The sequence below is a fragment of the Ruegeria sp. AM4 genome, from assembly GCF_056540665.1.
The window spans coordinates 800,127-825,405 of sequence record NZ_JBQFXD010000001.1 but is presented as its reverse complement, the minus strand read 5'-3'; the positions used below and the strand labels follow the sequence as shown (position 1 = coordinate 825,405).

General features: G+C 59.5%; 28 protein-coding genes. 15 read left to right on the top strand and 13 right to left on the bottom strand.

Translation table 11 applies throughout. The features are described from left to right. Positions 1-24: 24 nt before the first annotated feature. Positions 25-192: a hypothetical protein gene (locus tag ACR0JA_RS04070; RefSeq protein WP_480570333.1), complete on the top strand. Its 168-nt coding sequence runs from the start codon at positions 25-27 to the stop codon at positions 190-192. Here the strand turns inward: ACR0JA_RS04070 and ACR0JA_RS04065 are convergent. From ACR0JA_RS04065 to mazG, 3 genes are all read right to left on the bottom strand, one after another. Then, on the bottom strand, positions 189-638 hold the full coding sequence (locus ACR0JA_RS04065; RefSeq protein ID WP_480570330.1) for a GNAT family N-acetyltransferase: 450 nt from the start codon (positions 636-638) through the stop codon (positions 189-191). The genes ACR0JA_RS04070 and ACR0JA_RS04065 overlap by 4 nt on opposite strands. Further along, complete coding sequence (locus tag ACR0JA_RS04060; protein WP_480570327.1) at positions 635-1,576, bottom strand: nucleoside hydrolase; 942 nt, start codon at positions 1,574-1,576, stop codon at positions 635-637. Before ACR0JA_RS04060 ends, ACR0JA_RS04065 begins: the two co-directional genes overlap by 4 nt. 63 nt (positions 1,577-1,639) lie before the next feature. Further along, positions 1,640-2,497 (bottom strand): nucleoside triphosphate pyrophosphohydrolase, encoded by an 858-nt coding sequence (mazG, locus tag ACR0JA_RS04055; protein WP_480571140.1) that lies wholly within the window; start codon positions 2,495-2,497, stop codon positions 1,640-1,642. 66 nt (positions 2,498-2,563) lie between these two features. Between mazG and ACR0JA_RS04050 the strand changes: the two genes are divergently transcribed. From ACR0JA_RS04050 to ACR0JA_RS04030, 5 genes are all read left to right on the top strand, one after another. Then, positions 2,564-3,730, top strand: coding sequence for a M20 aminoacylase family protein (locus ACR0JA_RS04050; protein WP_480570324.1), 1,167 nt, complete (start codon positions 2,564-2,566; stop codon positions 3,728-3,730). 9 nt (positions 3,731-3,739) lie between these two features. Continuing rightward, a complete protein-coding gene (gene speB, locus ACR0JA_RS04045; RefSeq protein ID WP_480570321.1) occupies positions 3,740-4,702 on the top strand; it encodes an agmatinase in 963 nt (320 codons plus the stop codon). An 81-nt stretch (positions 4,703-4,783) separates the two neighbouring features. Then, positions 4,784-5,716: an agmatinase gene (gene speB / locus ACR0JA_RS04040; protein ID WP_480570318.1), complete on the top strand. Its 933-nt coding sequence runs from the start codon at positions 4,784-4,786 to the stop codon at positions 5,714-5,716. An 81-nt stretch (positions 5,717-5,797) separates the two neighbouring features. Next, positions 5,798-6,196: a DUF1499 domain-containing protein gene (locus ACR0JA_RS04035; RefSeq protein ID WP_480570315.1), complete on the top strand. Its 399-nt coding sequence runs from the start codon at positions 5,798-5,800 to the stop codon at positions 6,194-6,196. Between the two features lie 35 nt (positions 6,197-6,231). Further along, positions 6,232-6,585, top strand: coding sequence for a DUF6404 family protein (locus ACR0JA_RS04030; protein ID WP_480570312.1), 354 nt, complete (start codon positions 6,232-6,234; stop codon positions 6,583-6,585). 4 nt (positions 6,586-6,589) lie between these two features. On the opposite strand, the gene ACR0JA_RS04025 is transcribed toward ACR0JA_RS04030, so the two are convergent. Beyond that, entirely contained in the window at positions 6,590-6,880 is a 291-nt protein-coding gene (locus tag ACR0JA_RS04025; protein ID WP_480570309.1) for a hypothetical protein, read from the bottom strand. Positions 6,881-6,943: 63 nt separating this feature from the next. Between ACR0JA_RS04025 and prfA the strand changes: the two genes are divergently transcribed. From prfA to ACR0JA_RS04010, 3 genes are all read left to right on the top strand, one after another. Next, positions 6,944-7,999 (top strand): peptide chain release factor 1, encoded by a 1,056-nt coding sequence (gene prfA / locus ACR0JA_RS04020; RefSeq protein ID WP_480571138.1) that lies wholly within the window; start codon positions 6,944-6,946, stop codon positions 7,997-7,999. Continuing rightward, positions 7,996-8,841: a peptide chain release factor N(5)-glutamine methyltransferase gene (gene prmC, locus ACR0JA_RS04015; RefSeq protein ID WP_480570306.1), complete on the top strand. Its 846-nt coding sequence runs from the start codon at positions 7,996-7,998 to the stop codon at positions 8,839-8,841. The genes prfA and prmC overlap by 4 nt, the downstream gene beginning before the upstream one ends. Positions 8,842-9,080: 239 nt before the next feature. Further along, entirely contained in the window at positions 9,081-9,662 is a 582-nt protein-coding gene (locus ACR0JA_RS04010; RefSeq protein WP_480570303.1) for a DUF4167 domain-containing protein, read from the top strand. A 53-nt stretch (positions 9,663-9,715) separates the two neighbouring features. Here ACR0JA_RS04010 and rsmA read toward each other — a convergent pair whose 3' ends face one another. From rsmA to lptG, 5 genes are all read right to left on the bottom strand, one after another. Further along, positions 9,716-10,555, bottom strand: a complete 840-nt coding sequence (rsmA, locus tag ACR0JA_RS04005; RefSeq protein ID WP_480570301.1) for a 16S rRNA (adenine(1518)-N(6)/adenine(1519)-N(6))-dimethyltransferase RsmA — start codon at positions 10,553-10,555, stop codon at positions 9,716-9,718. Between the two features lie 79 nt (positions 10,556-10,634). Then, complete coding sequence (gene pdxA, locus ACR0JA_RS04000; protein ID WP_480570298.1) at positions 10,635-11,600, bottom strand: 4-hydroxythreonine-4-phosphate dehydrogenase PdxA; 966 nt, start codon at positions 11,598-11,600, stop codon at positions 10,635-10,637. Continuing rightward, positions 11,597-12,850 carry a peptidylprolyl isomerase gene (locus ACR0JA_RS03995; RefSeq protein ID WP_480570295.1) on the bottom strand — a complete coding sequence of 418 codons (1,254 nt, stop codon included), beginning with the start codon at positions 12,848-12,850 and terminating at the stop codon, positions 11,597-11,599. Before ACR0JA_RS03995 ends, pdxA begins: the two co-directional genes overlap by 4 nt. Next, the gene (locus ACR0JA_RS03990; RefSeq protein ID WP_480570292.1) at positions 12,841-15,000 is read right to left on the bottom strand and encodes an LPS-assembly protein LptD; all 2,160 of its coding nucleotides are present in this window, start codon (positions 14,998-15,000) and stop codon (positions 12,841-12,843) included. The genes ACR0JA_RS03995 and ACR0JA_RS03990 overlap by 10 nt, the downstream gene beginning before the upstream one ends. Next, positions 15,000-16,100, bottom strand: coding sequence for an LPS export ABC transporter permease LptG (gene lptG, locus ACR0JA_RS03985; protein WP_480570289.1), 1,101 nt, complete (start codon positions 16,098-16,100; stop codon positions 15,000-15,002). The genes ACR0JA_RS03990 and lptG overlap by 1 nt, the downstream gene beginning before the upstream one ends. 229 nt (positions 16,101-16,329) lie before the next feature. Here lptG and ACR0JA_RS03980 point away from each other — a divergent pair, with 229 nt between their 5' ends. The 3 genes from ACR0JA_RS03980 to ACR0JA_RS03970 are packed head-to-tail and all read left to right on the top strand — an operon-like array spanning position 16,330 to position 19,339. Then, entirely contained in the window at positions 16,330-17,796 is a 1,467-nt protein-coding gene (locus ACR0JA_RS03980) for a leucyl aminopeptidase (protein ID WP_480570286.1), read from the top strand. Positions 17,797-17,800: 4 nt separating this feature from the next. Then, complete coding sequence (locus ACR0JA_RS03975; RefSeq protein ID WP_480570283.1) at positions 17,801-18,259, top strand: DNA polymerase III subunit chi; 459 nt, start codon at positions 17,801-17,803, stop codon at positions 18,257-18,259. A gap of 33 nt (positions 18,260-18,292) precedes the next feature. After that, complete coding sequence (locus ACR0JA_RS03970; protein WP_480570280.1) at positions 18,293-19,339, top strand: aldo/keto reductase; 1,047 nt, start codon at positions 18,293-18,295, stop codon at positions 19,337-19,339. Positions 19,340-19,389: 50 nt separating this feature from the next. On the opposite strand, the gene ACR0JA_RS03965 is transcribed toward ACR0JA_RS03970, so the two are convergent. The 3 genes from ACR0JA_RS03965 to ACR0JA_RS03955 all read right to left on the bottom strand — a co-directional run bounded on the left by ACR0JA_RS03965 (position 19,390) and on the right by ACR0JA_RS03955 (position 21,717). Further along, a complete protein-coding gene (locus tag ACR0JA_RS03965; RefSeq protein ID WP_480570277.1) occupies positions 19,390-20,370 on the bottom strand; it encodes a GlxA family transcriptional regulator in 981 nt (326 codons plus the stop codon). A 206-nt stretch (positions 20,371-20,576) separates the two neighbouring features. Further along, entirely contained in the window at positions 20,577-20,759 is a 183-nt protein-coding gene (locus tag ACR0JA_RS03960) for a hypothetical protein (protein WP_480570275.1), read from the bottom strand. Between the two features lie 58 nt (positions 20,760-20,817). After that, the gene (locus ACR0JA_RS03955) at positions 20,818-21,717 is read right to left on the bottom strand and encodes a helix-turn-helix domain-containing protein (protein WP_480570272.1); all 900 of its coding nucleotides are present in this window, start codon (positions 21,715-21,717) and stop codon (positions 20,818-20,820) included. A gap of 108 nt (positions 21,718-21,825) precedes the next feature. On the opposite strand from ACR0JA_RS03955, the gene ACR0JA_RS03950 reads away from it, so the two are divergent. Genes ACR0JA_RS03950 through ACR0JA_RS03940 form a run of 3 tightly spaced genes read left to right on the top strand, consistent with a single transcriptional unit; the run spans position 21,826 to position 23,848 of the window. Further along, the gene (locus ACR0JA_RS03950; protein ID WP_480570269.1) at positions 21,826-22,029 is read left to right on the top strand and encodes a DUF2061 domain-containing protein; all 204 of its coding nucleotides are present in this window, start codon (positions 21,826-21,828) and stop codon (positions 22,027-22,029) included. Further along, positions 22,022-22,924, top strand: coding sequence for a fatty acid desaturase (locus tag ACR0JA_RS03945; protein WP_480570266.1), 903 nt, complete (start codon positions 22,022-22,024; stop codon positions 22,922-22,924). Before ACR0JA_RS03950 ends, ACR0JA_RS03945 begins: the two co-directional genes overlap by 8 nt. A 21-nt stretch (positions 22,925-22,945) precedes the next feature. Then, a complete protein-coding gene (locus tag ACR0JA_RS03940; RefSeq protein WP_480570263.1) occupies positions 22,946-23,848 on the top strand; it encodes an EamA family transporter in 903 nt (300 codons plus the stop codon). Here ACR0JA_RS03940 and ACR0JA_RS03935 read toward each other — a convergent pair. Beyond that, entirely contained in the window at positions 23,845-25,188 is a 1,344-nt protein-coding gene (locus tag ACR0JA_RS03935) for a DEAD/DEAH box helicase (RefSeq protein WP_480570260.1), read from the bottom strand. The two genes, ACR0JA_RS03940 and ACR0JA_RS03935, sit on opposite strands and share 4 nt — an antisense overlap. Between the last annotated feature and the right edge of the window lie 91 nt (positions 25,189-25,279).

Below are 25,279 nucleotides of genomic sequence, written 5' to 3'. Positions count from 1 at the left end.
CTGCGTTGCAGAAAGGAGAGCGCGATGTCTGCCTCAAGAATCCTTCTCGTCGTTTCCCTGTTTTCCTTTGGAATTCTGGCCGCCTGCACCGAACCTGGCACCTATCCGATCACCGGAAAGGAAGTGTCGCAGGATGATCCGGTACGGGAAATGTACAACCCGGATCTGATTTTCCGCGGCGAGTCCCGCTAGAGCGTTCTGCTCATCAGCATATAGCGGTCGCGCGCTTTGAAGCCTGACCGAAGATACAGCTTTTGTGCGGCCGCGTTGGTGCGGTCGACCTCGAGATGCAGAGCGGTCAGCCCGGCATCTGCCAGCGCTTTTGGCAAATCATGTAGCACTTCGGTCGCAATCCCGCGCCCGCGCACGGCGGGTCGGATATAGATTTCGTCGACAAACGCATCCATGCCGCCAAATTCAACCGACCAGCCGAATGTCAGGATGATGTAACCCAGTGGCGCGCGGCCCGGTCCGATCAAATAGATGCAGCCATGAGGGATACCTTCAAGCAGCGGAGACAACGCATCGCGCCGCATGTCATGGTCCTGTTCGATGCCGGATTCGGCATGAAACGCGGCGACAAGCGCCATCAGACGGTCAATATCGTCCGGGCGCGCTAGGCGAAGTGCAGCGGTCATAGACGGGCCAGCCTTTCGGTCAGCAGGGCAAAAAAGCCATTTGCGTCAACGTCTCCGATAAACAGTGCATTCGGAGGGTGATCGGTCACGCCCCACCAGTCGGCAACCGTCATGCCAAGGGTCAGTTCCGATTGCGTTTCGATCTGAACGTTGACGTGACGGCCTTTGAATAGCTCGGGCTGGATCAGATAAGCGGTGACGCAGGGATCGTGCAAAGGCGCACCCTCGGATCCGTATTTTTCCTTGTCGAACCGTTCGAAGAAATCGGTCATTTCGGCCACGGCATGACCAACCTCGCTGTTAAGTGCGCGGAAGGCGTCGTTGCGGTGCGGGGTGACAAGGGCGTCATGAGTAACGTCCAGCGGCATGACGACGATATGAGCGCCGCATCTGAACACGATATCAGCGGCTTCCGGGTCGACATAGATGTTGAATTCTGCGGTCGGAGTGATGTTGCCAACCTCGAAATAGGCCCCGCCCATCAGCACGATTTCCTGGACCCGATCGATGATATCGGGGGCCTTTTCAAAGGCCGTGGCAATGTTGGTCAGCGGTCCCAGCGGGCAGAGCGTCACTGTACCCGGCTCGTGCGCGCGCAGCGTGTCGATGATGAAATCGATCGCGTGTCCGTCTGCCAGCGCCATGTTCGGGTCGGGCAGGACCGGCCCATCGAGGCCGGTTTTCCCATGCACATGTTCGGCTGTCACCAGATCCCGTTTCAGGGGGCGGTCGCATCCTGCATAGACCGGGATATGCGTGTGACCCGCGAGTTCGCAGACGATCCGTGCGTTTTTGGCCGTCAATTCCAGCGGCACGTTGCCGGCGACAGCCGTGATGCCCAGAACCTCGATCTCTTCGGGGCTGGCCAATGCCAGAAGGATGGCGACGGCGTCGTCCTGTCCTGGGTCGGTGTCGATGATAATTTTGCGGGCGGTCATGCTGTGCCTCCGGGGTCTCGAAGCGCGGACACTCGCAACTGTTTTCCCACTTGTCCAGCGGTTTCAGGCATCCGTCGGCGCATCCACCGGCGGGAGTTTGCCATTGGCCCGATGCTCGTCGGTCTTTACCTCGTCCCACAGCGCGTCCATCTCGGCCAGATCGCTTTGCGCGGGCGTTTTGCCACGGGCGGCGAGACGTGCCTCAACCTGTTCGAAACGCCGGGTGAACTTGGCGTTGGTGCGACGCAGAGCGGCCTCAGGTTCGATGCCCAGATGGCGGCCCAGATTGACCATGACAAACAGCAGGTCGCCGAATTCATCCTCAAGCGCATCGGGGTCCTTGGCATGGCGCGCTTCTTCCAGTTCGGCGGCCTCTTCCGTGATCTTGGCAAGGACATGGCTGGCATCGGGCCAGTCGAACCCCACGCGCGCGGCGCGATTTTGCAGCTTGTGCGCCCTCAATAGGGCAGGAAGGTTGGCCGCCACTCCGTCCAGCGCTCCCTTTTGTTCCTTTCCCGCACGCTCGGCAGCTTTGATCGCCTCCCAGTCCACGGTTTGCTGATCTGCGGATTTATCCCGGGATTCGTCGCCGAATACATGCGGATGGCGCGCAACCATCTTGTCAGACATGGTGCGCACCACGTCCTGAAACGTGAAATGCCCGGCCTCTTCTGCCATCTGCGCGTGGAAGACGGACTGGAACAGCAGATCGCCAAGTTCACCCCTCAATTCGTCATAGGCTTCGCGCTCGATCGCGTCGGCGACCTCATAGGCTTCTTCGATGGTATAGGGCGCGATGGTGCCGAAATCCTGCTCGATATCCCAGGGACAACCGGTCTTTGGGTCGCGCAGGCGGCGCATGATTTCCAACAGGCGCTCGATACCCGCATCCGTATCGTGGATCAGAGAGCTTTCGACCATTGCGAACCCTTTCATTCCGGTGTCAGATGCATCCATCCCGCAGTCCGGATCAGGAGTCCACCCTATATGCCCGTCGTCAACCGAATTGCCGAGTTCACTGCCGATATGGAGCAATGGCGGCAGCATCTGCATACAATCCCCGAACTGGAATTCGAGTGCTTTGAAACCGCAGCTTTTGTTGCAAAACGTTTGCGAGAATTTGGGGTCGATGAACTGCACGAAGGGATCGCGAAAACCGGAATGGTTGCGATCATCAATGGGCAGGCGGATGGCCCGACAATCGGTTTGCGGGCCGATATGGACGCCTTGCCGATTGCTGAGGAAACAGGGCTGGACTACACCTCGAGAAACCCGGGCAAAATGCATGCTTGCGGCCATGATGGGCACACGACGATGTTGCTGGGCGCTGCGCGCTATCTGGCAGAAACGCGGAACTTCAGCGGCCGGGTCGCGCTGATCTTTCAACCTGCCGAAGAAGAGGGCGGCGGTGCAGGCGTCATGGTCGAAGAAGGCATCATGGAGCGGTTCGATATCGCTCAGATCTACGGTATTCACAACGATCCGGGGAATCCTGAAGGCGCGTTTCACACTACGGCAGGCCCGATCATGGCGGCTGTGGACACGTTTGATATCCACGTTCAGGGACTGGGTGGCCATGGGGCACTGCCGCACCAGACCAAGGATCCGGTAATGGCGGCCTGTGGGATCGCTCAGGCCATTCAGACCATCGTCAGCCGCAACCACTATGCGGTCGAGGATCTGGTTGTCTCGGTCACCCAAATCCATGCCGGTACGGTCAATAACGTGATCCCCGATACCGCTTATCTGAACGGCACTGTGCGCACCTTTGATCCTTCGGTGCAGAAAATGGTGGTCCAGCGGATGGAGCAGATCGTGCAGGGGCAGGCCGCCTCGTACGGGGTTGAAGCAAAACTGGATTATCAGATCGGTTATCCAGCGACGATAAACGACGCGGACAAAACGGCCTTTGCCGCAGACGTCGCCCGTGAGATTTCCGGTGCCGAGCGTGTGGTTGACAACATGAGCCGCGATATGGGGGCCGAAGATTTTTCGTACATGTTGCAGGCCCGACCGGGTGCTTATCTGTTTCTGGGGCAGGGCGACGGCCCGGGCCTTCATCATCCGAAATACAACTTCAACGACGACATCGCGCCGGTGGGGGCATCGTTTTTTGCGCGCCTTGTCGAAATCGCACAACCTTTGGACAGATAGAGAGACGCAATGTCATTGGAAGATTCGAAAAACTACGTCGATGAGGCGTTTACCAACGCGGACCTCAAAGGCGTCTCGTACGAGAACACCTTTGGCGGGGCGACTTCATTCCTGCGGCGTTTGTATACCAAGGACCTGACCGGGGTTGATATCGCTGTCACCGGTGTGCCCTTCGATCAGGCAGTGACCAATAGGCCCGGCACCCGCCTTGGCCCACGTGCCATCCGCGAGGCCAGCACGTTGCAATCGCCGGACGAACCGTATGGCTGGCCGTTCAAAGCGCTGAGCGAACTGGCAATCACCGATTACGGGGACCTTGCCTTTGACTATGCCAATATTCCTGATTTTCCCGATACTTTGACGGACCACATCCGGACGATTCTGGCAGCCGATGTCGCCTCGGTCGTACTGGGAGGAGATCACTATATCAGCTTTCCGATCCTGAAAGCCTATGCCGAGAAATACGGACCGATGTCATTGCTGCAATTCGATGCGCATTCGGATACCTGGGCGGACGACAATATGGACCGCGTGGATCACGGAACCATGTTCTACAAGGCGGTGAAATCGGGAATCGTCGACCCCAAACGCTCGGTTCAGGTCGGTATCCGCACGACGAATGAGGACACTCTGGGCGTCAACATCATCGACGCGCGCGAGGTCTATGAAGCGGGCCCAGCGGCTGTGGCGCAGAAGATCAAGGGTATTCTGGGCGACAGTCCGGTCTACCTGAGTTTCGACATCGACGGTCTTGATCCGGCCTTTGCCCCCGGCACCGGCACACCGGTCTGGGGCGGTCTAAGCTCGATCCAGGCGCAGATCATCTTGCGCGACATCGCCGGGATCAACATCAAAGGCGGGGACGTGGTCGAGGTCTCACCACCCTATGATACTTCAGGTGCGACAGCGATTGCGGGTGCGCATGTGGCGACGCAGATCATCTGTCTTCTGGGGTGGAACAAACTGACCTGAGCCCGACTTTAACCTTTGGTTAGCCATATCTCCGGTATTGGCTTGTTGAGGTGATCAGGCAGGACGGGAGCTAAGACGCAAATGAACGATTTCAATCAGCCCATCAGTGGCAACGATCTGGCCCGGTTTTCCGGTCCGAACACGTTCATGCGCTTGCCACAGGCGGCCTCGCTTGCGGGATTGGATGTTGCGGTTCTGGGTATCCCGTTGGATATCGGAACGTCCTGGCGGTCGGGCACGCGGTTCGGGCCGAAACAGATCCGGTCCGAAAGCGCGATGATCCGGCCTTACAACATGGCAACCAAAGCTGCGCCCTTCGACAGCCTGCACATCGCCGATATCGGGGATTTGGCGATCAACACGTTTTCGTTGGCGGACAGTCTGAAGATCATCAAAGACAGCTATGACGGCATTCTGGATCAGGCCGTGATCCCGGTCGCGATGGGCGGCGATCATTCGATCACGCTGCCGATCCTGCGGGCGGTGGCAGCGAAGCACGGGCCGGTTGCCTTGGTCCATGTCGATGCCCATGCGGATGTGAATGACGAAATGTTCGGTGAGAAAGAGACCCATGGAACGGTGTTTCGCCGCGCCTATGAGGAAAAGCTGATCCTGCCGGACAAAACCTTTCAGATCGGTATCCGCGGCTCGGGCTATGCTGCCACTGACTTTACCGAGGCGCAGGACTGGGGTTTCCGTCAGTTCCCCGCGTGGGAGTTGTGGCAACAGAACCTGACCGAGATTGGTGCGCAGATCCGCAAGACAATTGGCGATCATCCCGTCTATGTCACTTATGACATCGACAGCCTCGATCCGGCATATGCGCCGGGCACAGGCACACCCGAGATTGGCGGGCTGACCACCCCGCAGGCGCTGCAACTGATCCATGCATTGCACGGCATCAAGGTCGTCGGGTGCGATCTGGTCGAGGTGTCTCCGCCTTATGATCCTTCAGGCAACACGGCTTTGACCGCGGCGAATATCCTGTTCGAACTGCTGTGCATTCTGCCCTGAGTGACGGCGCGGTAACGCGGCGCGATTTGCCTTGTCGAAACCTCCGTTCCGGATAGTCTTCCCGGAAAGGGCGCAAGAGAGATGGCAAAGATGGTTCTCTGGTTGATTATCGGGCTCGTTTTGTTGGCCGGGGCTTACGTGCGGTTGGCCCCATCCGATCCAACCCGGTGGCATGTTGCCCCGCTAGGGGACGTGCGAGACATGAAAAACGGAGTGGTGCGGGTTGTCGAAACCGGCCCCGACAGTCTCGCCCGCCTGGACGCCATCATTCGAGCGACCCCGCGCACTACTGTTCTGGCCGGTTCGGTCGATGAGGGGATGATCACCTATATCACCCGCACCAAAGTGCTCGGTTTCCCTGACTACACCACAGTGCAACAGGACGGTGATACGTTGCGTATTTACGCGCGCTCGCGCTTCGGGCGGAAGGACTTTGGGGTGAACAAGGCGCGGGTTGAGCGGTGGTTGGAGCAGATGTAAATCTTTGAGTGTCAACGAGGGTTAGGATCAGCAGATTGAACGACTACGAGCGGAAATTCGGGAACGCTCAGGCAGAGATGGAAGCCGCTGGGCTTAGCGACCCTGGTGATGTTGTCATAATCATCAGGTATCTGAGAGCATTGGGTTTCGAACCAAGGCACTTTCCCTATTGGGAATCTCCTTTATCCTACGTGTATTTATTTCTCTTCTGCTTCGTTTTTGCAATCGCAGGCTGCGTCTTGTTGGCGTTCGTGTTCACGATTGAAATCCGTATTGCCGAAATTGTACGGCTCGCTGTTATATTTGCGATTGCCGGAACCATTTTAGCATTTGTGGGCAAACTGTATCAGCGAAAAAAGTGCAACCTGAGTAGATGGTCTGATTTGTAGTCAATCACATTGTGCCGACGCTTGTTTTAGGCACGTCTGATTCAGACCTAGGCTGCGACAACCACGACGACAAACACCCTTCCTGAACCTCGCGCCACATCGGCACGTTCAGCGACATCTGGCACTGGGCCATGAACATGCGTCCATCGACTTGCAGGCAGATCATCTCGCCGAGTTCCACACGTGTGCCGGATTTGTCCGTACAATAACAATCCTGAACCTTGCCTCCTGGACCGACAACATCGGCGAAGGCGGGGGTCGAGAGCAGGGTTAGGGCCAGAACAATTCGTTTCATACCTATCAACGTAGCACACCGTCGGCCCTTGACCAAAGCCCCCGGATGAGAGACACCGCCGGGATGATCCCCGAAGAACGCCTTGAACAGATCACGCAACGATTCCAATACCTCGAAGCTGCCATGGCCGATGGCGCTTCGGGCGGGGACATCGCGGCGCTGGCCAAGGAATATTCGGACCTCAAGCCCGTCGTCGATCAGATCATGGCGTGGCGGCAATTGGTGGGTGATCTGGCCGAAGCCGAAGCGATGCTGGCCGATCCAGACATGAAAGAACTGGCCGAAGAGGAAATCCCCGACCTGCAGGAGCGCATTCCGCAGGCCGAACATGCGTTGCAACTCTCCCTGCTACCACGGGATGAGGCCGATGCCCGCCCCGCGATGCTGGAAATCCGTCCCGGTACGGGCGGGGATGAGGCGGCGTTGTTTGCCGGTGATTTGTTGCGCATGTACCAACGCTATTCCGAAGCGCGGGGCTGGCGGTTCGAGATCATCGAGGAACAGGCCTCGGATCTGGGCGGTATCAAAGAGGTCGTGGCCCATATCAAGGGCGACAATGTCTTTGCCCGGATGAAATACGAATCCGGTGTGCACCGGGTGCAGCGCGTGCCCGAAACCGAAAGCGGCGGGCGCATTCACACCTCGGCAGCGACCGTGGCGGTGCTGCCCGAGGCCGAGGATGTGGACATCCAGATCGACGCGAATGACCTGCGGATCGATACGATGCGCAGTTCGGGTGCAGGCGGGCAGCATGTGAACACCACCGACTCGGCGGTGCGGATCACTCACCTGCCCACCGGTTTGGTGGTGACCAGTTCCGAGAAATCACAGCACCGCAACCGTGAGATTGCGATGCAGGTGCTGAAGACGCGGCTCTATGATCAGGAGCGTCAGCGGATCGACAGCGAACGCTCGGCGGATCGGGCCAGTCAGGTGGGCTCGGGCGACCGGTCGGAACGGATCAGGACCTATAATTTTCCGCAAGGGCGCATGACCGATCACCGCATCAACCTGACGCTCTACAAGCTGGATCAGGTGATGCAAGGCGATCTGGATGAGGTTATCGACGCATTGACCGCTGATGATCAGGCGCGGCTTTTGGCCGAGATGGCGCAATGATCGCCGCGCTGACAGCCGCTCAGGCAATGGTTGCCGCAACGGCCCGATTGCGCGCAGCGGGCGTGCCCGATCCGGCGCGGGATGCCCGCGTACTGCTGGCCCATGCGGCCAGGATTGAAGCCAGCCGCGTGACGCTGATCGCACCCGAAGAGTTGGCCCCCGACATTGCCGAACGCTACGATACCCTGATCTCGCTGCGCGCGGTTCGTGTGCCGGTGTCGCACCTGCTGGGTGAACGCGAATTCTATGGCCGCCGCTTCCGCGTCAGCCGAGACGTGCTGGATCCGCGCCCCGAGACCGAGGCGCTGATCGAGGCCGCGCTCAGCGAACCTTTCGATCACCTGCTGGATCTGGGTGTCGGCTCGGGCTGTATCCTGATCACATTGCTGGCCGAACGCACGAGTGCCACCGGAATGGGAGTCGATCTGAGCGAAGCCGCCTGCCTTCAGGCCAGTGCAAACGCGGTACAGCACAATGTGCAGGATCGCGCGGATATTCATCAGTCCAATTGGTTCGCTGCGGTCGAAGGCGAATTCGACCTGATCGTGGCGAATCCGCCCTATATCTCGCGGGAGGAAATGCGGGACCTGTCGCCCGAGGTGCGCGAGCACGAGCCGCGTATGGCCCTGACGGACGAGGGCGACGGATTGGCGGCGTATCGTCACATCGCGGCCTCAGCGCCGGACTTTCTGACCTCGGGCGGGCGGATCCTGGTCGAGATCGGCCCAACACAGGGTGCGGCGGTATCGGCGCTATTCGACGCAGCGGGCCTCTACGATATCCGCGTGATCCCTGACCTGGACGGTCGCGACAGGGTCGTCAGGGCCAGATTGCCGGGTTGAATTCAAAAGGTGAGGCGTAAAAGCGCCGGTTGAGGTAAAAAACCTGCGAAAAGTCTCACAAACCCCTTGTCTGCACCCTCAGGACATGTTTACTCAGGGTAGTCGGAGAGGCTGACGCTGTTTCAGCGTACCCCTGACGCCAAGCCCAAAAAGTCGACGACACGTCATGGCAAACGCCTGAAAGTGACGTGAGATACGGGTCGACAGACAGCGAATTGACAAGGCTGACGTAAAGTAAAATGAGATCCTCGAAATCCCGTTCTCGGGCCAAGAATAACCGCAATCGTCCTTCGGGCGGCAACGTCGTAAACCGCGTTTTCGACAGCTCGGGTCCCGAAGGCAAGGTGCGCGGTACCCCGCAGCAAATCATTGATAAATACAATCAGCTTGCGCGCGATGCGCAGCTGTCCAATGACCGCGTGGCCGCCGAAAACTTTCAACAGCACGCCGAACATTACCTTCGGCTGCTCGGCGAAGCGCAGCGTGAAATCGAAGCCCGCCGGGAAGAGCAGGAGCGGCAGAACCGTGAACGCCAGGCCGAGCGGGACCGCGAGCGTGCCGAACGCCAGGAGCGCGAGGCCGTGCGTCAGGCCGACCCGGCCGAAGCTCCGCAGCCGGATGTGATGGGCTTTGACGCAGAAGCGCCGGTTCAGCCTGAAAGCGGGCTGGTCGAGACACCGGAAAGCCAGAGCGCCGAGCCTGCTGCGCCAGAAGCTAAAGAGCGCAAGGAAAAACCCGCACGCCGCCCGCGCACGCGCAAACCAAAGCCCGCGCCCGAGCAGGCCGCTGGCGACGGCGATGCCCCCGAGGCGGCGGAATAGAGTTTTCTCCAGAACGAGCTAGAAGAACCCCGGCAATTGGCCGGGGTTTTTTGTTAGCCGTGGATTTGCCTGGCGAGCGCACAGAAGGCTTCCAGCGAAATTTGCTCGGCGCGTTCGGTGGATTTGATACCGGCTGCTATCAGGCGATCCTCGATATCGGGTGCCACACCTTTTAGCGAGGCGCGCAGCATCTTGCGGCGTTGGTTGAACGCCGCCGCAACAACGCGCGACAAGGTGGCGGCATCTGCCGGGTAACGGGGCTCGGGCAGGGCGGTCAGGTGGACGACGGCGCTCGAGACTTTGGGCGGCGGGGTGAAGGCGCCGGGCGGCAGGGACATGGCGATGCGAGCATCGGCTCGCCATTGCGCCAGAATTGCGAGGCGCCCATAGGTTTTGCTGCCGGGTTGGGCGACGATACGTTCGGCAACCTCGCGCTGGAACATCAGGGTCAGGCTCTTCCAGAACGGTGGCCATTCCGGCGGCGTAAGCCAGCGCACCAGAAGCTCGGTGCCGACGTTATAGGGCAGGTTGGCCGCGATCCGGATCGGTGGCGTCAGATGTGCCAGCGGGTCGATTTCCAACGCGTCGCCATTGATCACCTCAAGCCTTCCGGGATACGCGGCAGCGATATCGTTCAGCGCAGCGATGCAGCGGGTGTCTTTTTCCACTGCAACAACCTTGCGCGCGCCTTCGGACAGTAGACCACGGGTCAGGCCACCGGGGCCGGGCCCGATTTCCAATACGTCGCATTCGGTCAGATCGCCCGCCTGTCGCGCAATCTTGGCCGTCAGGTTGAGATCGAGCAGAAAGTTCTGGCCCAACGATTTTCGGGCCGAAAGCTGATGCGTCGCGATCACTTCGCGCAGAGGGGGGAGGGAGTCGATGGCGCTCATGCGTTACCGTGGCGTGTATTTGTGGACGCGCGCCATAGGTTTTTTCCTCTGGCGTGGATAATTTTGACCAGACGAAGCATCAGCGCGACCGCGCCATGGTTTGCGCAAGCTTCAGGGCCTCGATCAAGCTGGTCGGGTTCGCGCAGCCCTGTCCGGCGATGTCCAGCGCGGTTCCGTGATCCGGCGAGGTCCGGACGAAGGGCAGGCCCAGAGTCACGTTCACCCCACGGTCGAAATCAAGCGTCTTGATCGGGATCAGGGCCTGATCGTGGTACATGGCGATCGCGGCGTCATACCGGCTGCGCGCGGCGGCATGAAACAGGGTGTCCGCGGGGTGCGGTCCGGTCACCGTGTATCCATCGGGATCGAGGTCAGCAAATAGCGGGGCGATCCAATCCATTTCTTCGCTACCCATTTTGCCGCCTTCACCTGCGTGCGGGTTCAATCCGGCCACCGCAATTCGGGGATGCACGATCCCAAATTGCGTTTGCAGACCGCTTGCGGTGATGGCGATCGTCTCGCGCAACACATCCGGTGTCAGTTCGGCCGGAACGCGCGCGAGAGGAATGTGGATGGTGGCAGGTACGACACGCAGTTGATCACTGGCCAGCATCATCACCACACGCCCGCGTCCTGCAAGAGCCGCAAGAAATTCGGTGTGGCCGGGATAGGAAAATCCGGCGCCATCAATCAGGGCCTGTTTGTGGATGGGTGCGGTGCACAGGGCAGAGGCTTTGCCGGACTGCACCAGCGACACACCTGTTTCAATCGCATCGATAACGCATGGTGCGTTGGTCGGATTCAATTGGCCGGGCGTTGCCGGTGCGGCAAAGTCCTGTTGCAGAACGGGTAGGGCTTGGGCGCAGATTGCCTGCGCTTGGCTCAGGTGTTCGATCTGTTGGGCGGGGGTGCCATCCGGCAGATGCCGGGCATCGCCGATATAGACAAAGGGGCAGGCGTCGCGCAGCGTGTCCCAAGCCTTTGCAGCGATCTCAGGCCCGATCCCGGCCGGTTCACCGCAGCTGAGCGCGATGGGGCGTGTCATTGCTCGATGATGATGGCATCGGCGCGCAGCTGTTCCAGCAGGCTTTCGGCAAAGGCCTGCAACCGCTGCTGCGTCAGCGCGTTGGCGACATCCACGCGCGAGGTATCCTCACCCAATACACGGGTTCGGTTGCACATCATCAGGAACACAAGCGTCTGGCCATTGTTACGGGTCAGGGCGGTCGACACCTCGTTGGGGTCGAGTTTTGCCAGCTCCAGCGCCACGTCGCGCGGGATTTCCGAAGGGCTGACGGACTTGCGGTCAAGAACTTCTGGCGGTTGGCCCTTGGCGACTCCGTAGAGGTCGTCGCAGGTATCCACGCTTTCTTTCAGCTTGGCCGCGGCGGCCAAAGCCTCGGGACTGCGCCCGCCGGGGATGTAATACTGCAGATAATCGATCTTGGAGTAGGTCGGTGCGCCCGACGCGACCTCGCGGATGCCGCGCATCTGAAACAGGGCAATAGCGTTTGGCAGCGTCAGGGGATCTGTGATCTCGCCATTTTCCAACCCCAGGATGACGGGTTGCAACGCGGGTGGCAGGTTCGTCAGCGACAGCCATTCGAGCCGACCGCCATTGGTTCGGGTCTCGGCCGCAGAATACTGCGCAGCGGCTGAGGCGAAAGCATCCTGACCGGTAACGCGAGAGATATCTTCGGCCAGTGCTTCGGCTTGTGGCAATGTCTGCGGCGTGACCGGTATGATGATCTCTGACAGCAGCACCTGAAGACCGCCGCCGCCGCCTTGACCCAGCGCGCGGTCGATCTCTTCCTCGGAGGGGCGGGCCTGCGAGACAAAGCGCGCCCCGATGAAATCGCGCCAGGCGACTTGGTCGCCAATGAAATCGCGTACCGTTTCCTGCGAAACCCCGGCGTCATTGAGCAGTTTCAGGAACTGTTCGGCGCTCAGGTTGCCGCGGGCGGCGAATTCGTCGATGCCGTTCTGAATGTCCTCGGGTGCGGGTTCAATACCTGCTTCGCGCATCGCCTGTTTGCGCAGACGTTGATCGATCAGGGCTTTCCGCACCTCGTCCTCGGCACTGCCCGGAACGCCAAGCAGTTCGAGAAACTGTTGCCGCTGCTCCAGTTCGTACCAGGTCACAATGTCTTGATTGACCCGGATCGCTGGTGAGAACAGTCCTTGAGCGAGAGTTTGCGCGGGCATGAATGGCAGCAAGGCCGCCGCCAGAATCGGCAGAATCGAAACGCGGTGCGCGCGGCGGACCATTTGTGTGAAACCTAAGATCAACTGCATCTTTTCTTGTACTTCTCACCATCGCTTTCGACAGAGTACCCGGTCAGGGCCACGCTAAAGCCGAATTCCGTCGTAGGATCAATACTTGATGTGGATGTAAATCGTCTACTGGCGGTCACATTAAATTCCACACATTCGTTACTGTACGTAACGGCAAGTCCGGCGCGGATCGGTTCGGATGCACTAAAATCATAGCGCGCGTTCGCCCGTGTCAGCCAGTTTTCGTTGATCCGGTAGCGCCCGGTCACCAAAAGTTCCGAGATCTCATCCCCACCAGTTTCCACCGGATCGGGTTTGAGCCAGACATAGCTGCCCGACACACCGGTGTCACCATTTGTCCAGGCGGTGCGGAATTCGGCTTTGGTAAAGCTCAGATCACCGCTCAACAATCCGCGCGCAGCGACAGTCAGCCCTTTGCCATTGCGTAGTTGACCGGCCAGCAGCAAATCCGATGATGTGCCTTGCAAGCCAGAAGACAGCGTGAAATCCGGGTCCGCGCTGGTGCGGAAAACCTGTCCGACGGTGGCCAGCGCCTCCCACCCGTCGGTGTGATAGCGGGCCCAGTTCAGGCCCACCACGGCGGTGGCACTGTCTTCGCGTCGGTCTTCCGCCGGGAAGCGCGACAGAGACAGCAGATCGCCCTGATCGAATTCCTGAAAGGTGCTTTCGTCGTTGGGAACGTCGGTGTTTGTCACATGGGCCCAGCCGATTTGTGCAATTGGTTCCAGATACTGGGTTGCACCGCTCTGTTCGCGCCGCACCATTGGGTAGCGCAGCGTCAACGCCGCGCGAGGTGTCGACCGCGTGACATTGTCGGGATAGTTGCTGTCGTCGTAGATGTTGAACGTGTCGATCGAGGCACCCAGTCGCGCGTCCGCCCGTAGGCCCGTCGCAAATGTCCAGCTACGTAGCCAGGCAGCGTCAAAAGTGGCGCGGGCCACGTCGCGACCAATGATATCTTCGTCGCTGGTGCGCTGGTGCGCATGGCCGATGAAGGCCAGACGAACCTCTCCGCCCACCGATTTCGGGAAATATCGTTTGCGGTAGTTCAGATCGAACACGCGCGAGGGGATCTCGTCCTGCGGCTCGCTGTCACGAAGCGACTTGTAATGGATAAACCCTGTTTTGAACGCTGTATCTCGCCGGATCCGTTCGACCGATATTTCGCTGCGCAAGCGGTCGAAATCCGGCAGGCCGTAATCGGCAAGGTATGAATCGTCCGAAGTGGTTCGGATATCGAATTTCAGCCTATAGCCTTTGCCGAGGCTGAACCGCCCATCCGCGAAAAAATACCCCCGGTCCTGGTTGGGACGCAGATCGTCGCGGGTGAAGGCACCACGCAGGCGGATGTCTCCGCGTTTGAAGGCTTGCCGGTATCGGTAGCCCAATGTGCGCGTTTTGGATGAGACATAGGGCGTCAGCGTCAGGTCTTTGTGGTCGCCAATCCGAATGAAATAGGGCACCTGCAGGCCCGTGCCCAGTTGCGAGGTTGTACGGATCGACGGTACCAGAAATCCCGTTGCCCTTTCGAGCGTAGGGTCGGGCAGACGCAGAACCGGAAAGTAGAACACCGGCAGGTCGAGAATGCGGAACTGCGCGCCTTCGAAATAAAGTTGGCGTTCAAGTTGGTCATGCGTGACCTTGCGCGCCCGGATCTGCCACAATGGGGGCCGCCCATCGGCGCAGACATGGCACGAGGTAGCGGACACCTTGCTGAATTGCGTATACCGACCCGCCGCGCGCGTGGCCTGAACCGAGGCGATCTGAACCTGTTGATCGAAAACCATTCGCGCACCGGTCAGTAACCCGTTCTGAATTCCGTCATCCAGTTCGGCAGAATCGGCCAGCAGCGTTGACTGCCCCGCCTGATCAATCCGGATTGGCCCGGTCAGAGTCAGCGATCCGGTCTCACGGTCATAGACGACACTTTGTGCGGTCAGTTTGACATCACCCTGATAGGCCTCGACATTCCCTTCGGCCACTAGCTTGCGGTCCTTGGTGATAAAGATCGTGTCAGCCACCAGCAACGCTGGTTGGTCCTGCCCGGCAGGCGACTGTTCTGCATCTGGCGCATCAGACTGGGCCAGAGACACCGCGGGCAGCGACAGGATCAGGGCGCTGGACAATAGCAGCGAAAGCAACGACCGCATCAGCCGTCCTCCGCGTGCAGCAACAGGCCAAGCGACAGCAGGATCGCGGCAACGGGCGGAGCCCAGGCTGCGACCATGATCGGCAGTTGCCCGTTCTCACCCAGTATCTGAGCGAAGTTGCGGACAAAATAGATGCCGAACCCCAGCAAGACCGCAGACAACACTGCAACTCCGGTTCCACCAAACCGTACGTGGCGCATGGTGAAGGCTGCACCGATCAGGACCATCGACACCAGAAACAGCGGCCGGGCCAGTTCGACCTGCAGCCAGACCTCGTACTGTTTCGTCGAAAACCCAGCCTCGCGCAGATCGCGAATCAATTGTGGCAGATCGTAGATCGACACCGAATCCTGCTGGCCCAAAGTGTCGATAATCCGATCGCGGGTCAGCGAGGTCGGCAGTTTCAGTACCTCGTGGTTGATGGCATTGGCCTCGGGGTTCAGATCATCCTGGATGGTCCAGACCTTTGCGTTGTGCAGCGCCCAGTTCCCATCTTCCAGCACCGCCGTCTCGGCAGCGATCTGCTCGGTTGGTTTGCCGTTGGGCAGAAAGGCCGTGATGGTCACGTCGCTCAGGCCGAATGCCTCGCTGTCCAACATGCTTTTGGCGTGAATAACGGATTGCCCGGTGGCAGTGCCCTGACGCAGCCACAGTCCTTCTCGGCTGATCGAAAGGGTCGAATCGCCGTTGTTTCGGTACCTGTCCGACAGGCGCTGAACCTCTTCCGATGTGGCCGCTGCGATCGGGTTCAACATGGAAACCGCCAGCGCACCGATCACCAGCGCCAAAAATGCAGGGGCGACAAGGGCGCGAATACCGGACCGGCCAATGGCGCGGGTCACCACCAGCTCGGAACTGCGGGCAAGTCCAACGAACAACGCGATTGTTGCCAGAATGACCAGCAACGGCAGCATCTCGCTGATGGCGGCAGGCGTGTTGAGCAACGTGATCTGCAACAACTGGCCAAACGACAGGTTGGCGTCATCAAATCGGCGCACCTGTTCCACCAGATCAATCAAGATCAGAAGCGTCAGAAAAATACCGCCTATGACGAAAAAACTCTGGAGGAAGCGGCGGGCGAAGTAACGGTCGAGGATCACGCAGGACCCTCCGAATTTCGACACCTTGCGGGAATCGCCTGTGCAGCGTCCCGGCACGCGTAGATGCGCGACGGCTTATGCCTGCCGATTGGTCTCAAACTTCTTCCCCCGAGCCTGCCGGTTATTTTGCGGCGACCTTAATGCAATTGCGGGTCGGGGAAAACTGCTATCTGGTCAACTGCCGCAGTGCGGGCTAGGTCTTGGGCAACGCATTTTTCAGGAGCATGATATGAGCAGCCTCAGACCGGTCCGTTTTCAACCATTCGATCTGGACGAGATCGCGCAAGCGCCCGGACGTGTCGCGGTGATCATCCCTGCTGAAGGCAAATTGGGCCCGGCGGCGCGACGCGCCAATCGTCTGACAAAAGGGGCCCTGGCCCGGCTGGTCGAAAGCGAAAGGTTTGCCAAGGTGAAGACCGGCGACGTGATCTCGCTGGCCTGGCCAACGGGAACCGAGGCCGAGGCGCTGGACATCCTGATCCTACCGCGCCGTCCCGATCCCGACGAGGCGCGCAAGGCTGGGGCAAAGCTGGCGAAGCTGGCGGGCAACAAGGATGTTTTGGTCATGGCGGGAAATCAAGTCCGCACCGAAGATCTGACGCTGGGTATGGTGCTGCGCAGCTATGAGTTCGACGCGCACAAGAGCAAAGAGGCTGACGCGCTCGGATCCATCACCATCAGCCACAACAAACCCGATGAGGTCGAGGCCGCTTTTGCCCCGCTGTATGCGATCGCCGATGGCGTTCACATGACCCGCGATCTGACCAATGAGCCGGCCAATGTGTTGACCACCACCGAATTTGCCAACCGCCTGTCCGAGATGCGGGATCTGGGGCTTGAGGTCGAGGTTCTGGAAGAGGACAAGCTGGCCGAACTGGGTATGCGTACGCTGCTGAGTGTCGGGCAGGGCTCGGTCAGCCCGTCAAAAGTTGTCGTGATGCAGTGGAAAGGCGGCGATGTGGATGACGCGCCGCTGGCTCTGGTCGGCAAAGGCGTTGTGTTCGACACCGGCGGCATCTCGCTGAAACCGGCGGGCGGCATGGAAGACATGACCATGGACATGGGTGGCGCGGGTGTTGTTGCAGGCACCATGCGCGCGCTGGCCAAACGCAAGGCAAAGGCCAATGTCGTGGGGCTTGTCGGGTTGGTCGAAAACATGCCGTCGGGCAATGCGACCCGGCCTGGGGATGTGGTCAAGTCGATGAAGGGAGACACGGTCGAGATCATCAACACCGATGCCGAGGGCCGCTTGGTTCTGTGTGACGTGATGTGGTACGCGCAGGATCGATTCAGCCCGGTCGGCATGATCGATCTGGCGACGCTGACCGGAGCAATCATTATCGGTCTGGGACATCAGAACGCTGGCGTGTTCTCGAACAACGACGTATTCTGCGACGCGTTCCTCAAGTCTGCCAAAGCCGAAGACGAAGGCGCATGGCGGTTGCCGCTGGGGCAGCCCTATGACGATCTGCTGAAATCGCGCATCGCCGATATGAAGAACGTCGGCGGACGGGCAGCGGGATCGATCACCGCAGCGCAATTCCTGCAACGGTTTGTCAAAGAGGATACGCCTTGGATTCACCTGGATATCGCCGGTGTCGCGTCGGTCTCGTCCGAGACGTCCTATGCTCCCAAAGGGGCAACGGGATGGGGTGTCCGCGCCCTCAGCCGATTTGTACAGGACAATTTCGAGTGACCTGATGGGGGCCGTCTACTTCTATCACCTGACGCGACAACCGCTGGAGCGCACGCTGCCGGTGTTGCTGGACAAAGCCCGGCAGGCCGGTTGGCGGATCGCAGTGCGCGGCACCGATCCTGCGCGGCTGGATTGGTTGGACGAGAAACTGTGGTTAGGACCCGAGGACGGGTTCCTACCGCATGGTCGGGACGGTGGACCGCATGACGCGGCGCAGCCCGTTCTGTTGACCTCGCAAATGCAGGCCGCAAATGAGCCGACCTGCGTTATGGCGGTGGACGGTGCAACGGTGGCGCCTGACGAAGTGGCGGCGCTGGAGCGGGTCTGCATTCTGTTTGACGGCAACGACGACACGGCGGTGCAGCAGGCGAGGGGGCAGTGGAAAGCGCTGACCGAGGCAGGGTGTTCCGCGCAATATTGGTCCGAAGAATCCGGCCGGTGGGAGAAGAAGGCGGAATCCTAGGTGTTTCGCCCATGGAGTTCAGGAGTTTTTAGTATGAAAATGAACCCTTTAGGCCGTACCGGCATCATGGTGTCTGATTTATGCCTTGGCACAATGACCTTTGGAACCCAGACACCAGAGGCCGAGGCGCACCGACAGATGGATATGGCGCTGGACGCCGGAATCAATTTTGTCGACACCGCCGAGATGTATCCGGTCAACCCGGTCTCGAAAGAGACCATCGGTCGTTCCGAAGAGATTCTGGGCACATGGAACGCCGCCGACCCCGCGCGTCGGGGCGACTATGTTCTGGCGACCAAGCATTCCGGCGAAGGCTTCATGCACGCACGCGACGGCGCACCAATTTCGGGCGAAACGATTCCGCAGGCCATCGAGGGCTCGTTGCGTCGGTTGCAAACCGATTGCATCGACCTCTATCAGTTTCACTGGCCCAATCGCGGCAGCTACATGTTTCGCCAGAACTGGCACTATGACCCCTCGGGCGGGAACCGGGATGCGGTGATCGCCGACATGCGAGCCTGCCTTGAGGCGTTGCAGGAGCAGGTCGACAAGGGCAACATCCGCGCCTTCGGTCTATCGAACGAAAGTGCCTGGGGAACGGCCCAATGGGTGCGATTGGCCGATGAGATGGGTACGCCCCGTGTGGCGTCGATCCAGAACGAGTATTCATTGCTCTGTCGTCTTTTCGACACCGATCTGGCCGAGTTGTGCCTGTTCGAAGAGGTGGGCCTGATGGCATTTTCCCCTTTGGCCGCCGGGTTTCTGACTGGGAAATATCAAGGCGGTGCCGTGCCCGAAGGGTCCCGAATGTCGCTGGTGCCAAATATGGGAGGGCGCAAATCTGATCGCGTGTTTGACGCGGTTTCTGCCTATCTGAGTATTGCTGAACGATACGGTCTCGACCCGGTTCATATGGCGTTGGCCTGGTGCCGGACCCGGCCGTTCATGATGTCCGCGATCTTTGGTGCCACGACAGAAGCGCAGTTGCAGCACATTCTGGACGGGGTCGAGATGGAACTGCCGGACGCGGCGCTGGCCGACATCGCGGCAGCGCACAAAGCCTTTCCGATGCCCTACTAGCCCGGCTGGCGGGATTTACCCGCCCGCGAAGTTCACAAAGGTTGTGAGTGTCAGTGATGCGTGGGTTGGCCGCTATCCTGCCGCAGATCCCGCGCGGACAAGCCGTGCGCGGTGCGGAATGCGCGGGCGAAACTGGATTGCGACGCAAACCCGGTGGCCGCCGCCACGTCCAGCAGCGACATGTCGGTATCCGTCACCAGCCGCCGGGCCTCAGCCAGTCGCAGTTGCAGATAGTGGTCCTGTGGCGTGGTGTTGAAGCGCAGGCGAAACTGCTGTTGCAGAGTGCGCGGGCTGGTGCCCAGTGTTTCCGCGATATCCACCAGTGGCAGCGGATCGTCCAGCGCGGCAGCCATAAGTGAGTTTGCTTGCTCGGTCAGCGGCGTATCGCGGTGCTGCACGTTTGGCTTGGTTTCGGATGGTGCGACGGTGATGTCTTGCGCAAAGACGCTGGCGACGCGGGCGGCAAATCCAGCGCCCATGCGCTTGGACATGATGTGCAGCATCAACTCGACAATCGGTACCGCGCCGCCCGCTGTCAGACGGCTGCCCGAGGCTGTAAAGCGTTCGGAACTCAGCTCAATCTTGGGAAACCGGGTGGCAAAGGCGGTGTGATCCTCTTGCCTCGGTGCTGCGGCATGTGAATCCAAAAGCCCTGCCTCGGCCAACAGCCATTGCCCACCATCAATTCCGGCCATAGCTGCACCTGTGTCGGCAATACGCTGCAATCCGGTCAACAGCGCCGGTGTCGCGTGTCGTACCGACTGGAACCCGGCGATGACGATCATCAGGTCGCAGCGATCAAGACGGGCCAGCGGAATACCGGGCACCAGCAAAGCGCTGCTAAGCCGGACCGGATCCGCTGTGGCGGTTACATAGTCCCAGTCAAATGCGGGGCGGTCCGCAAGCCGGTTCGCGGCCCGCATCGGATCGACGACCGAGGCGAAACTCAGCGTACTGCATTCGTCCAGAACCAGCACGGTTGTTTTCAGCGCCCGGTGTTCGGGTTGCAGGATGTTGATTGCGGATTTCATCAAGTTCGATTCGCATTGTGACAAGTGACGGGCCAAGGCTGGCGCACCCAAGGGTCCAAAGGCAAACCGGTTTCGGGGGAGAAGGCTGGGGATAACCCAAGCCAAAATCCTGTATATTGTGGGGAAAAGTCTCGGGCCCAAAATTCCGCGCGTTCAGGCGCAACCGTAGGGTCGCGCCTGGCCTGGTTTTTGGGGTCAGTTAGTCATTAACCTTGGTTCGGTCCGCGAATCTGGCGAATGGTCTGGCGGACAGCCTGCCAGTCCTGCGCTTGCTGCTGGTTCCCGGCCGCCTCGCATTCACGCATTTTCTGGGCGGCTTCGGCCTCGGCGCGGTCTCCGTGGGCGGTATAGAGCGCGCGCGCATATTGAGCGGCTTTGAGTGCGTCCATTACTGTCATCCTCCTTGTCTGGGGCGGATTGCCCGAATGTTCACGCATGGCGATCATACTACAGGATGGCTGGATTGGCATCCGCCACTTCGGAGCCGCCTGAAATCTTGGCCCGTAATTGCCGAAGATGGGTCGGAACATCGCGGGCGGTCAGGTCAGCTTCGCGCACTAACGTATCGAAATGATGAGAAAAAACTTCGATTCGATTGCGGTCGCGGAACGCCATGTAGTGCCCACCCGCGTAGAACGCACAAAGCATGGGGCCGAAGATGGTCATCGGGGCGCTGTAAAGCCGTTTTGCGTCAAACAGATAGAGGCGCAGGCGCGGATAAAGCTGCTCACACAGCTCGATCAGGTGGTCGATCTGTTCAAGTCGAACCTCCTGCGCCAAACCCTCATAATAGCCGGTTGCCTGGGCAAGACTGCGGATTTCATACATAGGCATGGCGATCTCGTAATCCGACTGCGCGCTGCGCATCCAGGCAAGCCGGTCAGCAGAGGCGCCGATGGCCTGATCCGCCGTGCGTCCAAGATGCGGTGCATATTCCCATTCCAGCACGGCACGGGTTTTCAGCATGTCGGGCAGGGCCGCGGGAACATAGCGGATTTTGTAACCGGCGGCTTCGCGGTGCCATTCAAAGATTCGCTCGTCCACCAGCGCCCGCGGGGCCTTGGTCAAAGACAGCGAGCTTGCCAACAATTCAGCCGCGCTTTCAGGGCGGTCGGACAGGCTGAGCAGCCAATCCGCCGAAACTCCCAGCGCCGAGGCGCACGAGCCGACAACATGCGCATTTGGCAGGCGCGCGCCTGAACCCGTTAGCAATTGTGAGACAGTCGAACGGTCCACGCCAATGCTGCGGGCCAATGCGCTTTGGCTTACATTTCTGTCCTCCATCGCGCGGGTCAGACGTTGCCGGAACTGCAACGCCCGGTCGCGTTTGTCAATTTTTTCAGTCATGTGTTCAAAAATATCACATTTGATGAATTTTGTTAATCATATTCAGAATTCTCAATTCCCGCGATTGTCCGTAACGTTTTTAACAAAGCAATAATTATGGGGTCCGGAATGGAAACGCGACGAAGATCGGTCGTGAAAGCTGTCGTATGGAATGCGATGGGGTTGGCGGTCATGACTTTGGTGGGCCTGATCGCCACCGGTTCTGCTGCGGTGGGCGGTGCGTTGGCGGTGGTGAACACGGCCATCGGTTTGACCATGTACGTGGCCTATGAACGCATCTGGGCGGGTATTTCGTGGGGCCGAAATGGTTGAGCCCACGTCCCCCAAATCCACAGAATGGATCACCGCTGGCCTGATGGCGGCCTGCTATGCAGCATGGCTGGGCGTCGTTTTTTGGTTGGCAGAGGGGTCCCTTTGGGCGGCAATACCAGCGATGGCGCTGGTCGCCGCACTGCATTCATCGTTGACGCATGAGGCTTTGCACGGCCACCCGTTCCGCGCGCAATGGCTGAACGAGGCCATCATGGCGTTGCCGTTGACTCTGTTCATCCCGTTCAACCGGTTTCGCGACTTGCATCTGGCGCATCATCTGGATTCGAACCTGACCGATCCCTATGACGATCCCGAGTCGAACTATCTGGACCCATTGGTCTGGGCATCGTTGCCCGCATGGCGAAAGCGCCTCTATGCGGCGAACAACACGTTGCTGGGGCGTATTCTGTTGGGCCCCGCCATCAGCCAGATCGCCTTTTTCGGGGATGAATGGCAGGGTGCACGGCGAGGGGATCGGGCAATCCTGCTGGCGTGGGCACTGCATATGCCTGGTGTCTTTGTGGTTTTGTGGGTCGTTACGGTGTCTGCGATGCCGATCTGGGCCTTCGTGCTGTCGGCTTATCTGGGTCTGGGGCTGGTCAAGATCCGCACCTTTCTGGAACACCGCGCACATGAAAAGTCGCGTGCCAGAACCGTTATTGTCGAGGACAAGGGCTTGTTGGCATTTTTGTTTTTGAACAATAACTTGCACGTCGTACATCATATGCATCCAGCGGCCCCTTGGTATCGACTTCCAGCACTTTATTGGTCTGGCAAAGATCGGTATCTGGCGTGCAATGAAGCCTATGTTTACCGGTCTTACGGGCAAATTTTTCGCGAATACTTGTGGCGTGCCAAAGACCCGGTTGCGCATCCGCTCTGGCCAAAGTCCTGATTTAACGACAAAACGGGGATCATGAGTTTATGGATTCCCGTCACCATCGCTGCCGCGTCTTTCCAGACTGTGCGGTTCATGCTGCAAAAATCGCTCAGCACCATAAAGCTGTCTGCGGCGGGCGCTACGTTTGCCAGGTTTGCCTATTCGGCACCGCTTGCCCTTTTGGGCTTGATGGTAGCGCTTTGGGGCGGCGGGATGGCACTGCCGCACTTGCCCGGCCTGTTCTGGCTGTTTGTTGTCATCGGCGGAACCTCGCAAATCTTAGCGACAATCTGTGTCGTGGCCCTGTTCAAACAGCGCAATTTTGCGGTTGGGATCACGTTCAAGAAAACCGAAGTGATCCAGACTGCGATCGTAGGCTTTCTGATCCTTGGCGATCAAGTCTCAGCCGGGGCTTTCGTGGCAATTCTGCTTGGATTGATTGCGGTTTTAGTGCTGTCGAAGGCGCCAGACGGGCAGGGTGCGTGGTGGCGGCATCTAACCAATCGCGCGTCACAACTGGGTCTGGGATCGGGCGTTCTGTTCGCGTTTTCAGGAGTCAGCTATCGCGGTGCGTCTCTGCAACTGGGCGATATCGACGCCTGGTTTCGGGCGCTTGTCACACTGGCGGCGGTGGTGACGTTCCAATTTCTCTGCATGTGGCTGTGGTTGCTGTGGCGTGACAGGGCCGAGTTGCGCGCAGTTTGGGAGACACGCCGAACCGGAGTGTTTGTCGGTCTCACCAGCCTCGGCGGGTCCTTCTGCTGGTTTCTTGCCTTCACCTTGCAGAACGCGGCCTATGTCAAGGCGCTGGGGCAGGTGGAACTGATTTTCAGCCTGCTGGCGTCGATTTTGGTCTTCCGCGAGACCGTCACCCGGCGCGAAGTCGCCGGCATGACGCTGTTGGGTCTGTCAATTTTGGTATTGGTTCTGGCGATCTAGCCTGCGCGGCGTTCATCAAAGCTGAGCGCAATGAAGCTGGGCATATGGTCGCCCATACCCACGACCGCAGGGCCCGCATCACCGCGACGGTCACGGCCTCTGGTCTCTTTGTCCTTCTTGCGCTCGCCTTTCTTGGCCTCAGGCGCTTTTGACTTCTTCTCGGACTTCGGCTTTTCGGGTTTGGGCTCGTCTTTGACCGGATTGTCGATGCGCGGGATGTCTTTCTGGATCAGCTTTTCGATCGCATCCAACGCCTTTTCATCGCGACCCGAGCAGATGGTCATCGCTTTACCTTCGCGCCCGGCACGGCCTGTTCGACCGATCCGGTGAACGTAATCCTCGGCATGACCTGGGACGTCAAAGTTGAACACATGGCTGACCGAAGGAATATCCAGCCCGCGCGCGGCGACATCTGATGCTACCAGCAACCGCAGTGAGCCATCGCGGAACCCATCCAGCGTTTTCATACGCTGCGACTGATCCAGATCGCCGTGGATAGCAGCGGCGTTATAGCCGTATTTCTTCAGCGATTTCGCGCAAATATCTACGTCGGTCTTGCGGTTGCAGAAGATGATTGCGTTGGTGCATTTGTCGCCTTCGCCGTCGATCAAGGCACGCAGAACCTTGCGCTTGGCGCTGGCTTCGCGGTCGCGGCGACCGCCTTTGAACATGACGACGCCCTGCTCGATGGTCTCGGACGCGGTGGCCTGACGGGCAACCTCGATCCGGGCAGGGGCGGACAGGAAGGTGTCGGTGATCCGTTCGATCTCGGACGCCATCGTGGCCGAGAAGAACAGCGTTTGACGCGTGAAGGGCGTCAGCGAGAAGATGCGCTCGATATCAGGGATAAAGCCCATGTCCAGCATCCGGTCGGCTTCGTCCACCACCATGATCTGCACACCGGTCAGCAGCAGCTTGCCGCGTTCGAAATGGTCCAGCAGACGGCCCGGAGTGGCGATCAGAACATCGACCCCGCGATCAATCAGCGCGTCCTGTTCCTTGAAGCTGACGCCGCCAATCAACAGCGCTTTGGTCAGCTTTACGTTTTTGGCGTAAGTGTCGAAATTCTCGGCCACCTGTGCGGCCAGTTCCCGTGTCGGGCACAGCACCAGCGACCGGGGCATCCGCGCACGCGCTCGGCCACGGGCCAGCAGCGTGATCATCGGCAGAGTGAAACTGGCGGTCTTGCCGGTGCCTGTCTGGGCAATGCCCAGAACATCACGACCTTCCAGCGCAGGGGGAATCGCACCTTCCTGGATCGGAGTGGGGGTTTCGTATCCGGCTTCCTCAATGGCTTTGAGGACCTTCGGGTTCAGGTTCAGTTCGTTAAACTTTGTCATGTATGTCCGGTAGTTGCGGACACTAGACCTGGCCCGCGCGTCTGAAAAAAGTGCCGGGCCCGGATGGCCACGCGCAAGTTGCGCGGTGCGG